The following is a 13,939-nucleotide window of genomic DNA, read 5'->3' as shown; positions in this document are numbered from 1 at the left end:
CAAGGTTACCGGTCGGCCTGATCGGGGAACACTGGACGACAGCATGCTCAATGAGCGCTGTCAGGCCAGGAGGTGCCCCGATGACACAACAGGTGCAGGTGACCGAGGAGCAAGCCAGGGCGGTCGCCGAGGAATCTCGCGAAAGCGGGTGGGATAAGCCGTCGTTCGCCAAGGGGCTGTTTCTCGGCCGTTTCCCGATGGAGCTGATCCACCCGTTTCCCCGGCCGTCCGCTGACGAAGCCGCCCGCACCGAGGCGTTCCTGGGCGAGCTGCGGCAATTCCTCGCCGGCGTCGACGGTGCGACGATCGAACGTGATGCCCGGATTCCGGACGAGTGCGTGAAAGGCCTTGCCGAGCTGGGCTGTTTCGGGCTGAAGATCCCGGCGGACTACGGCGGGCTGGGGTTGTCTCAGGTCGCCTACAACCGCGGCTTGGTGATGGTGTCCAGCGTGCATGCCAGTCTGGGCGCACTGCTGAGCGCCCACCAGTCGATCGGTGTGCCCGAACCGCTGAAACTGGCTGGCACCGAACAGCAGAAGCGCACGTTCCTGCCGCGGTGCGCCGCCGGGGCGGTCTCGGCGTTTCTGCTGACCGAACCGGACGTCGGCTCGGATCCGGCTCGGCTGGCCTCAACCGCGACCCCTATCGAGGATGGTGCCGCCTACGAACTGGACGGGGTGAAGTTGTGGACCACCAACGGCGTGGTCGCCGACCTGTTGGTGGTGATGGCTCGGGTGCCCAAAGGCGACGGGCATCGCGGCGGGATCAGCGCGTTTGTGGTGGAAGCCGGCTCTCCCGGGATCACCGTGGAACGCCGCAACGCGTTTATGGGCCTGCGCGGGATCGAGAACGGGCTGACCCGGTTGCATCGGGTCCGGGTGCCCGCCGAAAACCTCATCGGGCGGGAAGGGGACGGGCTGAAGATCGCGCTGACCACCCTCAATGCCGGCCGACTGGCCATCCCGGCGATGGCGGCCGGGGCGGCGAAATGGTCGCTGAAGATCGCCCGGGAGTGGTCGCGAGAACGGGTGCAGTGGGGCAGGCCCGTCGGAGAGCACGAGGCGGTGTCCAAGAAGATCGCGTTCATCGCCGCAACCGGTTACGCGCTGGAAGCGGTGCTGGAGCTGTCGGGACAGATGGCCGACGAGGGCCGCAACGACATCCGGATCGAGGCGGCGCTGGCCAAGTTGTGGTCCAGCGAGATGGCGTGCGTGATCGCCGACGAGCTTTTGCAGATCCGCGGCGGTCGCGGTTATGAGACCGCCGAATCCCTTGCCGCGCGCGGGGAACGCGCGGTGCCGGTGGAGCAGCTGGTCCGGGATCTGCGGATCAACCGCATCTTCGAAGGATCCTCGGAGATCATGCGGTTGCTCATCGCGCGTGAGGCCGTCGATGCCCATCTCAGTGCCGCGGGCGCCCTCGCCGACCCCAAAGCCGGCCTGCGTCAGAAGGCCGAAGCGGCCGCCGGTGCCAGCGGATTCTATGCGAAATGGCTGCCGCAGTTGGTGTTCGGCGAAGGCCAGCGTCCCACGTCGTATCGTGAATTCGGCCCGCTGGCAACGCATCTGCGGTTCGTCGAACGCAGCTCGCGCAAGCTGGCGCGCCAGACGTTCTACGGGATGGCGCGCTGGCAGGCCGGCATGGAACGCAAGCAGGGATTCCTGGGCCGCGTGGTCGATATCGGCGCGGAACTGTTCGCGATGTCGGCCGCGTGTGTGCGGGCCGAATCGCAGCGGGAGGCGGATCCGGTCGAAGGCGGGGCGGCCGGTGAACTCGCCGGTGCATTCTGCGCGCAGGCCAGGCTGCGGGTCGAGGCGCTGTTCGAGGCGTTGTGGGCCAACACCGACGACACTGACGCGAAACTGGCCCGCGACGTGTTGGGGGACCGCTACACCTGGCTGGAGGGCGGCATCCTCGACCAATCCGAGGGCACCGGTCCGTGGATCGCACACTGGGAACCGGGTGCCTCCACGGAAACGGATCTGGCCCGGCGGTTCGTATCGCATGCTTGAGTCATGAACGCTTACGTGGCCACCGGCGGTGAATTCAATCGAGACACCGACTACATCACCACCCGAATCACCGCCGATGGCCGCGACGGGTATCCGGTCGAGTCCGGTCGGTACCGACTGGTCGTCGCGCGGGCCTGCCCATGGGCCAATCGCGCCATCATCGTGCGACGGCTGCTCGGGCTGGAAGATGTTATCTCCATAGGGTTTTGCGGTCCCACGCACGATCAGCGCAGCTGGACTTTCGACCTGGACCCGGGCGGCATCGACCCGGTTTTGAAGATCCCGCGGCTGGCAGACGCGTATTTCAAGCGCTTCCCGGACTACCCCAAGGGCATCACCGTGCCGGCGATCGTCGATGTGCCCACCGGAGAGGTGGTCACCAACGACTTCGCCCAGATGACCCTGGATTTCTCCACACAGTGGACGGCCCACCACCGCGACGGCGCCCCGCAGCTGTATCCCGAACCGCTACGCGCCGAGATCGACGAGGTGGCCCGACGGATCTATACCGAGATCAACAACGGCGTCTACCGATGCGGTTTCGCCGGCAGTCAGGACGCCTACAGCGCCGCCTACGACCGATTGTTCACCGCGCTGGACTGGGTCAATGAACGTCTGGGGCAGCAGCGTTATCTGGTGGGTGACACCATCACCGAGGCCGACGTGCGACTGTTCACCACCCTGGCGCGCTTTGATGCGGTCTACCACGGGCATTTCAAGTGCAACCGGCAGAAGCTGTCCGAGCTGCCGGTGCTGTGGGCCTACGCCCGGGATCTGTTCGCAACGCCGGGGTTCGGTGACACGGTCGACTTCGTCCAGATCAAACAGCACTACTACGTCGTGCACGCCGACATCAATCCGTCCCGGATCGTTCCCGACGGGCCGGACCTGTCGAATTGGCTCTTACCGCACGGTCGAGAAGCGCTGGGCGGCAGGCCATTCGGGGACGGAACCCCGCCGGGGCCGGTGCGGTCAGGCGAACGGGTGACGGCCGGGCACGGAGCTCAACCGGCAGACCGGTGACGGCTCCACTGCAGGCCCACCGCCCACTCGGCGTGCGGTACCGCGAACTTCTCACCGGTGCTCTGATCGATGACCAGGGTGAGCAACTGCACCACCAGACCGCGCAGCGGGCCACGTTGCGGGTCAACGGTGGGGACGGTGACCGCCAGGGTGCTGCCCGGCTGATACAGCTTGCCGGTGGTGTCGACAGGGTCGTCGTAGAGCCGCAACAGCCGCCACGGCGCCCGGCCGATGACGGCGTCCACCGATAGTTGCACCGGGTTGCGCTCGTCTACCGCCAGCTTGCCCTGCTCTTCGGCCAGCACACACGCGTTGAGGTCGAGCACCTCGCAGTACATGTAGGGCCCGGCATGGGTGAGGTGCCCGTTGGAGTACGCGCTGACCTGCGGCGGCGACGGCTCGCCGTCGCGGCTGAACCACCAGGTACCGAACCCGGCGAGCGCCGACGCCGCCACCACCAGCACCGTCAACAGCACGGCCGTCGACCGTTTCACCTGTTCATCCCCTCTGTCTCATCGGATCGAGGCGGGCACCGTCCTGCTCGATCAGCACCGGACGGTTGCCCCCCAGGCCGGGGATCAACGAGTCGCCGTGGAACGACAGGATGGTCTGGGCCAGCCCCGGGATCAGCAGCGCGGTGATCGCGGTGAAGCCCACCCACAGGTCGGTGTATACCAGCACGCCCAGCGCACCGCCGAGCACCCAGGCCAGCTGCAAGGTGGATTCGGTGCGGCCGAACGCCGAGGCCCGCGACTCCTCGGGCAGGTCGTCCTGCAACGCGGCGTCCAGCGATGCCTTCGCTATCGCGCTGGAACCGGAGGTGACCAGGGCGGCGATGGCCGCCATCACCAGGGTTCCGGCCACCGCCGCCGCCAGCGCGACGGCGGTCACCGCCATGGTGCAGCGCACCACCAGCACCGCGGGCCTGCCCAGTTGCAGTCGGGCGCTGGCGAAGTTGCCGGCGAAGTTTCCCACCCCGGCGGCCACGCCGATCAGCCCGAGGATGCCCAGCTGCACCCAGCCGTTGGCGTCGTGCTGTTTGGCCACGAACGCCGGGTACAAGAACAGGAAGCCGACCATCGCCTTGATGGTGCAGTTGCCCCACAGCGCGGCGATGATATTGCGGCCCAACGGCTGGCGCAGCGGTTGGCTCAACGCCCCGCCGGCCCGCCTTACCTGCTCGGGCCAGCTGCGGCGCTCGTTGGAGCGGTAACTCAGCGTGGTCGGCACTTCTCCGGTGGTCACCTCCACCCATCGCGGAATGCGCATCGCCAGGCCGGCCCCGGCCACCGAGACCGCGACGACCACGAACAGCGCGCCGGGCAGTTCGAGTAGCCGGATGAAGACGTACTCGGCGCCCGCGGCAACGCCACCGCCGACAATCGTCCCGCCCAGCAGACCGAACATCGTCAATCGAGAATTGACCCGCACCAGATCGATGGACGGCGGCATCACCCGCGGCGTCACCGCGCTGCGCAGCACCGTGAAGGACTTCGACAGCACCATCATGGCCAGCGCACACGGATAGAGCACCCAGGATCCGAAGGTGCCCGCGGCGCCGTCGTAGTTGGAGATCAGCACCAGGGCCAGCACGGTGCGCAGCACGAACGACAAAGCGAGCGCGGCGCGCCGGCCGTGCTGGATGCGGTCCAACGCGGGACCGATCAGCGGCGCGACCACCGCGAACGGCGCGATCGTGACCAACAGGTACAGCGCGACCCGGCCCTTGCTCTCCCCGCTGGCCGCGGCGAAGAACAAGGTGTTGGCCAACGCCACGGCCATCGCCGCGTCCACCGCGAAGTTGGCCACCACCGGCCAGGTCAACGCGGTCAGCCCGGATTTGTCTGCGCCGTCGGCGGTGGCGGCCCGCTGCACCAGCCCATACATCCGTGAGCCCATTTCGCGGCTGCGGGCCGCGGCGGCCCGGGTGACCGTGAAGCGGTCGTCGGTTCCCGGGTCGCCGGGCGGGCTTGGCCGGCGGGGTGCGTCGGTGTGTTCGCGCAGCGGTGGCAGGTAGCGATTGGCGCTGGGCATCGGCTTGCGCTGCCGCTGGTCACCTTCGCTGTCGCTGGGGTAGTTGGCCATGCCGGGATGTTCTCCGGCCGAGCCGTTTCGGGGCCCGGGGCCGGTGGCCGCAGGCGGACGGCGACGCCGGCCAGGGTCGGGGAGGTCACGCCGCCGTGCAGACACGGGTCAATTCTTCCCTACGATCGCCGCCCGGCCGCGCAGGCCGCGATCGTGGCTGCGATGTGGCTGAGTGGGCCGCGCTGCGGCAGTATGAGGGACGTCATTGAATGGAAGGGACCCGCGTGATGCGACCCAGCGCAGAATCAACCACTGCGACCATCGCCGTGCCCACGGTGTTGGCCGCGGCCGTCGATCAGGCCCGCGCGGCCGTCGCCGAGTTCAGCGGCGCCGATACCGTCGGCGAGCACCTGGGCGTCGACTACGAGGAGGCGACCGCCGCCACCCACCGGTTCGGTGCGCTGCTGCCCGGCTATCAGGGCTGGCAGTGGGCCGTCGTCGTCGCCGCCGTCCCGGGCGGAGCGCACTCCACGGTCAGCGAGGTCGTCCTGGTTCCCGGACCCACCGCTTTGTTGGCACCGGAATGGGTGCCGTGGGATCAGCGGGTCCGGCCCGGTGACCTGGGCCCGGGAGATCTGCTGGCGCCAACCGCCGACGATCCGCGACTGGTCCCGGGCTACACCTCGACCGGCGATCCGCAACTCGACGAGGTGGCCGGCGAGATCGGCCTGGGCCGGCGCTGGCTGATGAGCCCGCTGGGCCGCGCCGAGGCGGCGCAGCGGTGGCATGACGGCGATCACGGTCCGGATTCGGCGATGGCGCGGTCCACCAAGCGGGTCTGCCGAGACTGCGGCTTCTACCTGCCGCTGTCCGGTGAGTTGGGCACGATGTTCGGGGTCTGCGGCAATGAGCTGTCCGCGGACGGCCAGGTCGTCGACATCGGGTACGGCTGCGGCGCCCACAGTGACACGCCGGCACCGGCGGGCACCGGTTCGCCGGCCTACGAACCCTACGACGACGGTGTGCTGGAGATCCTGGAGAGCGATGCCGACGCTGAGATCGTCGCTGTCGAGCCGGCTGAAGCACCGGCCGAAGCGGCTGTCGAGCCGGCTGAAGCACCGGCTGAAGCGGCCGAATCGGCTGAAGCGGTAGCCGAGCCGGCTGAAGCACCGGCCGAACCGGCCGAGGTAGTCGCCGAAGCTCCCGTCGAGGCGGAACCGGCGCCGGAACCGGCCGAACCCGAAATCGAAACCGAAACCGACGTCGTCGCCGTTGAAGCTTCCGCCGATACATCTGTCGAAGCCCCCGCCGAACCGGGGGAGTCGGACACTCCCTAACCGAAGTTGAACAGGAACTCGCCCGGAATCACCACGGCCATCTCGTAAACAGTGTTGACCACTAGTCCGGGTAAGCCGAGTACGTAGTTGATGATGTCTTGCGGGATGGCGAACAACTCACTGAAGGCCAACCCGAAGTTGAGGTCGGCGAGGCTGGTGATCACGCCTTGGATGTCATTGAACAGCGTGCCGGGCAGACTGAACAGGCTGTTGAACAATCCTTGGGCGGCAGCGAATTCGGCGTTGAGCAGGCCGCTGATATCGAAAGCCTCTGCCACACCGGGGGTGTCGAAAACCGTGGGGTCGGCCAGGCCGTCGAAGATCGTGTCGGCCGTCAGCGCCACCTCGGCGGACACCACGGCGACGGCGCGGGTGCTGATGTCGGGTGTCGCCGCCACCGGGGCCAGGCCGGCGGCCAGCAGTACTGCGATTGCTGCGATACCACTCAGCATTCGGGGGCTGGATGTCGCGGTTTCCACCATGCCCGGGGCTCCCTCCAGTTTCGCCGATGACGATGGACGTTACCCCACTTGCGGGACGCTTCAGCGGTTTTCGGCGGCTGCCTTGATCCTCGCCAATGAGGCGTTCATGCCCGCGAGCAACTCGTTGTCGAAGCTCTCCACTCCGCCCATGAAGAGCTTCGTCACAAACGTCGAGACCCCGGTGATTCCCTCGTCGGCGCGTCGGCTCTCGGTGATCCGAGTGCCCTCGGCGGTCGGCTCCAGTTCATAGCTCCACACGCTGTGGTTCTCAGTGACCCGGAAGGCCAGCTTGCGATCCGGGACGTACTCGGTGATGACGGAGCTGGTGGGCCAGAACATCCGGCCGCGCCGGTTGACGTTGACGGTGCGAGTACCCGGGCGCACCGCACCCAGTGGTTTCATCCACCGGCACTGCGGGCTCCACTCCGGCATCCGCCGGAAGTCGGAGATCAGGTTCCAGACCTCGGTGACCGGCGCTTTGACGTCGATCTGGGTCTGCAACAGCGGGGCTGCCATCTCGTTCCTCCTTGAATCGGCCGTAACTCTATTCGTGTTCCAGTCCGGTTTGGGCGCCGCGCGCACCGCGCCGTGCCGCTGTGCGCTGCACCAGAAATATCGTGGTGCCCAGCACCCCGACCCCGAGGCCGGCCACGCTCACCGGCCGCCACGACTCCAACGCCGGTACCGCGAACGCCGCGATGGTCGCGCAGCAGAAGCCGGCGGCCCCCGCGCCGATCACCGGCCACGCCCGCAGCAGGGCGTCCGGCAGCGATGGCGGCTCGGGGGAGGGCTCAGACGGCGACTGGGGGGTCATCGCCGTTGACGTTAGCGCGTCGCCGGTAGTGTTCGGCCAGTGGCCAGGGTCATCGAGGTCGTCGATGTTGCGGACCCGCGCGATTCCCGGCTGGACGATTTCCGCGACCTGAACAGCATCGACCGCCGCCCGGATCTGCCCACCGGCAAAGGGCTGGTGATCGCCGAAGGGGTGCTGGTGGTGCAGCGGATGCTGGCCTCGCGTTTCACGCCCCGGGCGCTGCTGGGCACCGACCGCCGACTGACCGAACTCGTCGACGATCTGGCCGGCGTACCCGACGTGCCCTACTACCGGGTGTCGGCCGAGGTGATGGCCGAGGTGGTCGGCTTTCACCTCAACCGCGGGGTGCTGGCCGCCGCGTCGCGGGTGCCGGAACCGACGGTGGCCGATCTGGTCGCCGGTGCCCGGACCATCGCGGTGCTCGAGGGCGTCAACGACCACGAGAACCTGGGCTCGATCTTCCGCAACGGCGCCGGCTTGGGAGTCGACGCGGTGGTGTTCGGTAGTGGCTGCGCCGACCCGCTGTACCGGCGCGCGGTGCGGGTCTCGATGGGGCACGCCCTGCTGGTCCCGTTCGCCCGTTCGGTGGACTGGCCGGCGGACCTGGCGATGCTGCGCGAGCGTGGGTTCCGGCTACTGGCCATGACGCCGGACCCAGGGGCCGATCCTTTGTCGACGGCCATGGCGAAGGTGCGCGATGAGCCGGTGGCGGTGCTGGTCGGCGCGGAAGGGCCGGGGCTGTCGGAGAGGGCGATGCGGGCCAGCGACATGCGGGTCCGCATCCCGATGTCGCGGGGCACCGATTCGCTCAACGTCGCGACGGCGGCCGCGCTGGCATTCTACGAGCGCATTAGGCTGCCGGAATGACGCCCAGCCAAACCACGCCCTGGGCAACGGGTTTGACCGTGGCGGCGTTCGTTGCGGCGGTGTCGGGGATCGCAATCGCAGTGCTGAGTCTGGGGTTGACCCGGCTGCACCCCGCCGTGACGGTCGCCCTCAACCTGATCGCGGTGGGCGGACTGGCGCCCACGGTGTGGGGCTGGCGACGCCTGCCGGTGCTGCGGTGGCTCGCGCTGGGCGCCGGACTCGGCGTGGCGGGGGCGTGGCTGGTGCTGCTGGCGCTGGTTGCTCAGCGCTGACCGGTTGAGCGCACCCCGAGCAGCACGTCCTCCCAACCCGGAACCGGCGGCTTGCTGCGGCGGGAGCGGGTCGTAGAGCGCTGGTGGACCGGCTCCTCTTCCACCACAGGCGGCGCGGCGGGCTCGTCGAAGTCCAGTTCGGCGACCACGGCAACCGGCCGCAGCGGACGGTCGAAGGCGGGGTCGATCAGCTCCATCGCCGAGTCGTCGACGGCGGTCACCGTTCCGCCGTGCGCGCCCGGGACGAACCAGAAATGGGCGACGTTGTCGGAGCGCCCCGCCTTCCAGGCCAGCTGTACCGTCCAGCGTCCGCCATCGGTACGCCAGGCGTCCCAGCTGCTCTGATCGGGATTGAGGCCGCGGCTCATCAGCGCGCTGCTGATCACTTCGAGCAGCGTCGGCACCGCGGGCCCATCGGCCAGCACCGGGTGGGCCGCGGTCGCCAGCTCCGCGGCACGGGAGCGCTCCAGCAGCACCGGGTGCGCGAACCGCTCAACCCGGGAGACATCCACGCCGGCCGCTGCGGCCACCTGCTCGACCGACGCCCCGGCACGGATACGGGCCTGGATGTCCTTCGGGCGCAACATGGTGGTGCCCAGCTCGATCGCGGTCTGTCCGACGCGGCTGCCCTCACCGCGCACCGCGCCGCGCAGCCGGTCGTCGATCCGCACGCGGAACATGTCGGTGCGGTCATCGTCGTCGCCGACGCTCTCACAGATGATGTGTTTGCCGTCGGCGTCGAGGCCTATGGCTCTCAGTTCCCGCATGACTTCTCCTTGCGAAGGCCGGTTAGCTGCGCACTTTAGTGCAGTGAACGAACCGGGCCGGGGTGACACGCTGGGGTTATAACGACTTGATTACGGCGGTTCAGCGAGGCTCGACGGAGGAGAGGCGAAGCTGGGACCGCCGCATGGTTACGGCGGTTCAGCGAGGCTCGACGGAGGAGAGGCGAAGCTGGGACCGCCGCATGGTTACGGCGGTTCAGCGAGGCTCGACGGAGGAGAGGCGAAGCTGGGACCGCCGCATGGTCACAGGCGCTCGACGACGAAGTCCACGCACTGTGTGAGTGCGCTGACGTCGTCGGGTTCCACCGCCGGGAACATCGCCACCCGCAGCTGGTTGCGGCCCAGCTTGCGGTAGGGCTCGGTGTCGACGATGCCGTTGGCCCGCAAAGCTGCCGCAACCGCCGCCGCATCGACGTCGTCGGTGAAGTCGATGGTGCCCACCACCTGTGACCGCAGCGCCGGGTCGGCGACGAACGGCGTGGTGAAGGAGCGCTCCTCGGCCCAGGAGTACAGCCGCTGTGCCGAATCCGCGGTGCGCTTGACCGCCCAGTCCAGCCCGCCGTTGCCCAGCAGCCAGTCCACCTGCTCGGCCATCAGCGCCAGGGTGGCGATCGCCGGGGTGTTGTAGGTCTGGTTCTTGGTGCTGTTGTCCACCGCGATCGGCAGCGACAAGAACTCCGGCACCCAGCGGCCCGAGGCGGCGATCGCCTCGATGCGGGCCAGCGCCGCCGGGCTCATGATCGCCAGCCACAGCCCCCCGTCGGAGGCGAAATTCTTCTGCGGCGCGAAGTAGTAGGCGTCGGTCTCGGTGATGTCGACCGGCAGTCCGCCGGCGCCCGACGTCGCATCGATCACGACCAGCGCGTCACCCGCGCCGCTGGGCCGGTGCACCGGCACCGCCACCCCGGTCGATGTCTCGTTGTGCGCCCAGGCGATGACGTCGACCGACGGATCGGATGTCGGCTCGGGGGCGCTGCCGGGATCGGCCTTGATGATGATCGGGTCGCCGACGAAGGGGTTCTTGGCCACCGCCGAGGCGAACTTCGCACTGAACTCGCCGTAGGTCAGGTGCAGGGAGCGCTGGTCGACCAGCCCGAACGCCGCGGCGTCCCAGAACGCGGTCGAGCCGCCGTTGCCCAGGACCACCTCGTAGCCCTCGGGTACCGAGAACAGCTCGCGCAAACCGCTGCGGACCCGGCCGACCAGGTTTTTGACCGGCGCCTGCCGGTGCGAGGTGCCGAACAGCGGCGCCGCCGTGGTGACCAGCGCGTTCAGCTGCTCCGGCCGGACCTTGGACGGCCCGCAGCCAAACCGCCCGTCGGCGGGCTTGATGTTGTCCGGGATCGTGAGCTGCTGCGCCATGGCCTCTAGCGTAGACAGCGGCCCACGGTCGTCCGTACGGCAGGTTTATCGTGACGTAGATCACATCGACCTCTTGACACTTGTCACGGCCACAAGGTTGCCCGGAGGTCTGGACGGGTAGTCGATACCTGCGGTACCGTTATACATAACAAGCCCAAATGTAAAACGTTAGTGGGGGTGTTCTCGATGGCTCAGAAGATGGCTCAGAAGCCGGCCCGAACCGGCATCGTGCGGCGGTGGCGGGCCAACATGGAAGTGTCCGACGACACTGCGTACGTCGACATGCTCAACACCTTGTCGGAAGGCTCGGTGCGGCGGCACTTCAACCCGTATCTCGACATCGACTGGGACAGCCCGGAGTTCAAGGTCACCGAGAATGACCCGCGGTGGATCCTGCCGGCCACCGACCCGCTGGGCAAGCACGCCTGGTACCAGGCGCAGCCCGAGGACGTCCAGATCAAGATCGGCATGTGGCGTCAGGCCAACGTCGCCAAGGTCGGCCTGCACTTCGAGTCCATCCTGATCCGCGGCCTGCTCAACTACGCGTTCTGGGTGCCCAACGGCTCACCGGAATACCGGTACTGCCTGCACGAGTCGGTCGAGGAGTGCAACCACACCCTGATGTTCCAGGAGATGGTGAACCACATCGGCGCCGACGTGCCCGGCATGCCGCGGTTCCTCAAGTGGGTGGCGGCCTTCATTCCGCTGGTCGCCGGGCCGCTGCCGATCCCGTTCTGGTTCGGCATCCTCGCCGGCGAAGAGCCCATCGACCACATTCAGAAGGACATCCTGCGCGAGGGCAAGACGCTGCACCCGATCATGGAGAAGGTGATGGCGATCCACGTCGCCGAGGAGGCGCGGCACATCTCCTTCGCGCACGAATACCTCAACAAGCGCATCCCGCACCTGCCGCGCCGCAAGCGGTTCTGGCTTTCGCTGTTCGTGCCGATCACCATGCGGATTCTGTGTTCGGCGATCGTCGTTCCGCCGAAGGCATTCTGGGCGGAGTTCGACATCCCCCGTTCGGTGCGCAAGGACGTCTTCTTCGGGTCGGCCGATGCCCGGCGGATGCTGTCCGACATGTTCGCCGACGTGCGGATGCTCTGCCACGACACCGGCCTGATGAACCCGCTCGCCAAGCTGGTGTGGCGGATGTGCCGGATCAGCGGGGCGCCGTCGCGCTTCCGCGCCCAGCCGCAGCGCGCGCACCTGTCGCGCGTCGCGTAAAGCCAGCGAGCCCTCCGCCTCATGCCGCACGTCATCAGCCAGGCATGCTGTAACGACGCATCCTGCGTCTTCGCCTGCCCGGTCTACTGCATCCACCCCAGCCCGGACGAACCGGACTTCGCCACCACGGAGATGCTCTACATCGACCCGGACGCCTGCGTGGACTGCGGCGCCTGCGTCCGGGCCTGCCCGGTCGACGCCATCTACCCCGACACCCAACTGCCGCAGCGGCAGCTGCCGTTCGTCGAGATCAACAAGGCGTACTACCCCAAGCGCCCCGAGGGCGTGAAGCTGCCGCCGACGTCCAAGCTGGCGCCGATCCTGCCGGCCGCCGAAGTGCACAAGCGCGGCAGGCATCCGCTGACGGTGGCCATCGTCGGCTCCGGGCCGGCGGCAATGTACGCCGCCGACGAACTGCTGACCCAGCCCGGTGTTCTGGTCAACGTCTTCGAGAAGCTGCCCACGCCTTATGGTTTGGTGCGTGCCGGTGTTGCCCCGGATCACCAGCACACCAAGCTGGCCACCAAGCTGTTCGACGAGATCTCCTGGCAGCGGGGCTTCAACTTCTTCCTCAACGTCGAGGTGGGCAAACACCTGCGCCACGCCGACCTGCTGCAGTACCACCACGCCGTGCTCTATGCCTCCGGTGCGCTGCATGACCGGCGGTTGGAGATCGACGGCATGGGACTGCCCGGGACGGGCACGGCCACCGAGATCGTCGGTTGGTACAACGGGCACCCGGAGTTCACCGATCTGCCGGTCGACCTCAGCCACGAGCGGGTGGTGATCGTCGGCAACGGCAACGTCGCCCTCGACGTGGCCCGCATCCTCACCTCCGACCCCGACCAGCTGGCCGGCACCGACATCGCCGATCACGCACTGGCGACGCTGCGCGGCTCCCGCGTGCAGGAAGTGGTGATCGTCGCCCGGCGCGGCCCGATCTCGTCGGCGTTCACCCTGCCGGAACTCGTTGGGCTGACCCAGGCCGCCGAGGTGGTGCTGGATTCCGAAGATCACGCTCGGGTGCGCAACGACCTGGCCACGGTGCGGGACACGTTCACCCGGCAGAAGCTGGAGATCCTGGCCAAATTGGGTGATGCTTCAGCGCCGCTCACCCGGCCGCGCATCCGGTTCGCCTACGAGCTGACCCCGGGCCGGATCACCGGTGAGAAACGTGCTGCCGCAGTGGAATTAACCGTGACCGGCACCGATGAAGTCCGCCGGCTCGAGGCCGGTCTGGTGCTGAGCTCGATCGGCTACCACGGCACCCCGATCGCCGATCTGCCGTTCGACGACGCCGCCGGCGTCGTTCCGAACGAGGGCGGTCGTGTCGTCGACCCGGCCAGCGGGCAGCCGGTTCCGGGAGCGTACGTATCCGGGTGGATCAAGCGCGGCACCAACGGCTTCATCGGCACCAACAAGTCCGACTCGCTCAAGACCATCCACTGCTTGGTCGCCGATTACAACGCGGGACAGCTGAGCGAGCCGATCGGCGGGCCGCGCGCGGTGGCGCGGATGGTGCACGCCCATCAGCCCGAGGTGATCGACGCCGCCGGCTGGAAAGCCATCGACAAAGCCGAGATCGCCAGCGGCGACGCACAGGGCCGGCCGCGGGTGAAGTTCACCCGGGTGCCCGACATGCTCGACGAGGTGGCGGACCACTCCGATGTGCCGTTGCTGCAGAACCTGCTCAGCGCCCTGCGGCGACGCTGAATCGACAGACCTGAACCTGA

General features: G+C 68.1%; 14 protein-coding genes. 7 read left to right on the top strand and 7 right to left on the bottom strand.

Features of this window, described 5'->3' with window-relative positions; all coding sequences use genetic code 11:
- Positions 1–80: 80 nt before the first annotated feature.
- Entirely contained in the window at positions 81–2,012 is a 1,932-nt protein-coding gene (locus ACZYY4_RS15845; RefSeq protein ID WP_463810945.1) for an acyl-CoA dehydrogenase family protein, read from the top strand.
- A 3-nt stretch (positions 2,013–2,015) separates the two neighbouring features.
- On the top strand, positions 2,016–3,035 hold the full coding sequence (locus ACZYY4_RS15840; protein ID WP_463810944.1) for a glutathione S-transferase family protein: 1,020 nt from the start codon (positions 2,016–2,018) through the stop codon (positions 3,033–3,035).
- Here ACZYY4_RS15840 and ACZYY4_RS15835 read toward each other — a convergent pair.
- Entirely contained in the window at positions 3,017–3,529 is a 513-nt protein-coding gene (locus ACZYY4_RS15835) for a DUF2771 domain-containing protein (RefSeq protein WP_463810943.1), read from the bottom strand. The two genes, ACZYY4_RS15840 and ACZYY4_RS15835, sit on opposite strands and share 19 nt — an antisense overlap.
- A 4-nt stretch (positions 3,530–3,533) precedes the next feature.
- Positions 3,534–5,225, bottom strand: a complete 1,692-nt coding sequence (locus ACZYY4_RS15830) for an MFS transporter (RefSeq protein WP_463810942.1) — start codon at positions 5,223–5,225, stop codon at positions 3,534–3,536.
- Between the two features lie 104 nt (positions 5,226–5,329).
- Here ACZYY4_RS15830 and ACZYY4_RS15825 point away from each other — a divergent pair, with 104 nt between their 5' ends.
- On the top strand, positions 5,330–6,397 hold the full coding sequence (locus ACZYY4_RS15825) for a DUF3027 domain-containing protein (RefSeq protein WP_463810941.1): 1,068 nt from the start codon (positions 5,330–5,332) through the stop codon (positions 6,395–6,397).
- Here the strand turns inward: ACZYY4_RS15825 and ACZYY4_RS15820 are convergent.
- The 3 genes from ACZYY4_RS15820 to ACZYY4_RS15810 are packed head-to-tail and all read right to left on the bottom strand — an operon-like array spanning position 6,394 to position 7,693.
- Positions 6,394–6,879, bottom strand: coding sequence for a hypothetical protein (locus ACZYY4_RS15820; protein ID WP_463810940.1), 486 nt, complete (start codon positions 6,877–6,879; stop codon positions 6,394–6,396). The two genes, ACZYY4_RS15825 and ACZYY4_RS15820, sit on opposite strands and share 4 nt — an antisense overlap.
- Positions 6,880–6,939: 60 nt before the next feature.
- A complete protein-coding gene (locus ACZYY4_RS15815; protein ID WP_463810939.1) occupies positions 6,940–7,395 on the bottom strand; it encodes an SRPBCC family protein in 456 nt (151 codons plus the stop codon).
- 28 nt (positions 7,396–7,423) lie between these two features.
- On the bottom strand, positions 7,424–7,693 hold the full coding sequence (locus tag ACZYY4_RS15810) for a DUF2530 domain-containing protein (RefSeq protein WP_463810938.1): 270 nt from the start codon (positions 7,691–7,693) through the stop codon (positions 7,424–7,426).
- A gap of 39 nt (positions 7,694–7,732) precedes the next feature.
- Here ACZYY4_RS15810 and ACZYY4_RS15805 point away from each other — a divergent pair, with 39 nt between their 5' ends.
- Entirely contained in the window at positions 7,733–8,560 is an 828-nt protein-coding gene (locus tag ACZYY4_RS15805; protein ID WP_463810937.1) for a TrmH family RNA methyltransferase, read from the top strand.
- Positions 8,557–8,832, top strand: a complete 276-nt coding sequence (locus ACZYY4_RS15800; protein WP_463810936.1) for a DUF2537 domain-containing protein — start codon at positions 8,557–8,559, stop codon at positions 8,830–8,832. Before ACZYY4_RS15805 ends, ACZYY4_RS15800 begins: the two co-directional genes overlap by 4 nt.
- On the opposite strand, the gene sepH is transcribed toward ACZYY4_RS15800, so the two are convergent.
- Together sepH and serC are read right to left on the bottom strand one after the other, a co-directional pair.
- Positions 8,823–9,599, bottom strand: coding sequence for a septation protein SepH (gene sepH, locus ACZYY4_RS15795; protein ID WP_463810935.1), 777 nt, complete (start codon positions 9,597–9,599; stop codon positions 8,823–8,825). The two genes, ACZYY4_RS15800 and sepH, sit on opposite strands and share 10 nt — an antisense overlap.
- A 261-nt stretch (positions 9,600–9,860) precedes the next feature.
- Positions 9,861–10,979 (bottom strand): phosphoserine transaminase, encoded by a 1,119-nt coding sequence (gene serC / locus ACZYY4_RS15790; protein WP_463810934.1) that lies wholly within the window; start codon positions 10,977–10,979, stop codon positions 9,861–9,863.
- A 198-nt stretch (positions 10,980–11,177) separates the two neighbouring features.
- Here serC and ACZYY4_RS15785 point away from each other — a divergent pair, with 198 nt between their 5' ends.
- On the top strand, positions 11,178–12,206 hold the full coding sequence (locus ACZYY4_RS15785) for an AurF N-oxygenase family protein (protein WP_463811035.1): 1,029 nt from the start codon (positions 11,178–11,180) through the stop codon (positions 12,204–12,206).
- Positions 12,207–12,227: 21 nt separating this feature from the next.
- A complete protein-coding gene (locus tag ACZYY4_RS15780) occupies positions 12,228–13,919 on the top strand; it encodes an FAD-dependent oxidoreductase (protein ID WP_463810933.1) in 1,692 nt (563 codons plus the stop codon).
- The last annotated feature ends 20 nt before the right edge of the window (positions 13,920–13,939 follow it).

It is taken from the genome of Mycobacterium sp. IDUB_21 (assembly GCF_055419425.1).
Note: the sequence above shows the minus strand (reverse complement) of the source record. Positions and strands in the feature narration are given on the sequence as shown.

Excerpts from the sequence above, each read along its gene's own strand:
- ACZYY4_RS15845 (WP_463810945.1), top strand. The coding sequence starts at position 81 with ATGACACAACAGGTGCAGGTGACCGAGGAGCAAGCCAGGGCGGTCGCC.
- ACZYY4_RS15840 (WP_463810944.1), top strand. The coding sequence starts at position 2,016 with ATGAACGCTTACGTGGCCACCGGCGGTGAATTCAATCGAGACACCGAC.
- ACZYY4_RS15825 (WP_463810941.1), top strand. The coding sequence starts at position 5,330 with ATGGAAGGGACCCGCGTGATGCGACCCAGCGCAGAATCAACCACTGCG.
- ACZYY4_RS15820 (WP_463810940.1), bottom strand. The coding sequence starts at position 6,879 with ATGGTGGAAACCGCGACATCCAGCCCCCGAATGCTGAGTGGTATCGCA.
- ACZYY4_RS15815 (WP_463810939.1), bottom strand. The coding sequence starts at position 7,395 with ATGGCAGCCCCGCTGTTGCAGACCCAGATCGACGTCAAAGCGCCGGTC.
- ACZYY4_RS15810 (WP_463810938.1), bottom strand. The coding sequence starts at position 7,693 with ATGACCCCCCAGTCGCCGTCTGAGCCCTCCCCCGAGCCGCCATCGCTG.
- ACZYY4_RS15800 (WP_463810936.1), top strand. The coding sequence starts at position 8,557 with ATGACGCCCAGCCAAACCACGCCCTGGGCAACGGGTTTGACCGTGGCG.
- sepH (WP_463810935.1), bottom strand. The coding sequence starts at position 9,599 with ATGCGGGAACTGAGAGCCATAGGCCTCGACGCCGACGGCAAACACATC.
- serC (WP_463810934.1), bottom strand. The coding sequence starts at position 10,979 with ATGGCGCAGCAGCTCACGATCCCGGACAACATCAAGCCCGCCGACGGG.
- ACZYY4_RS15785 (WP_463811035.1), top strand. The coding sequence starts at position 11,178 with ATGGCTCAGAAGCCGGCCCGAACCGGCATCGTGCGGCGGTGGCGGGCC.
- ACZYY4_RS15780 (WP_463810933.1), top strand. The coding sequence starts at position 12,228 with ATGCCGCACGTCATCAGCCAGGCATGCTGTAACGACGCATCCTGCGTC.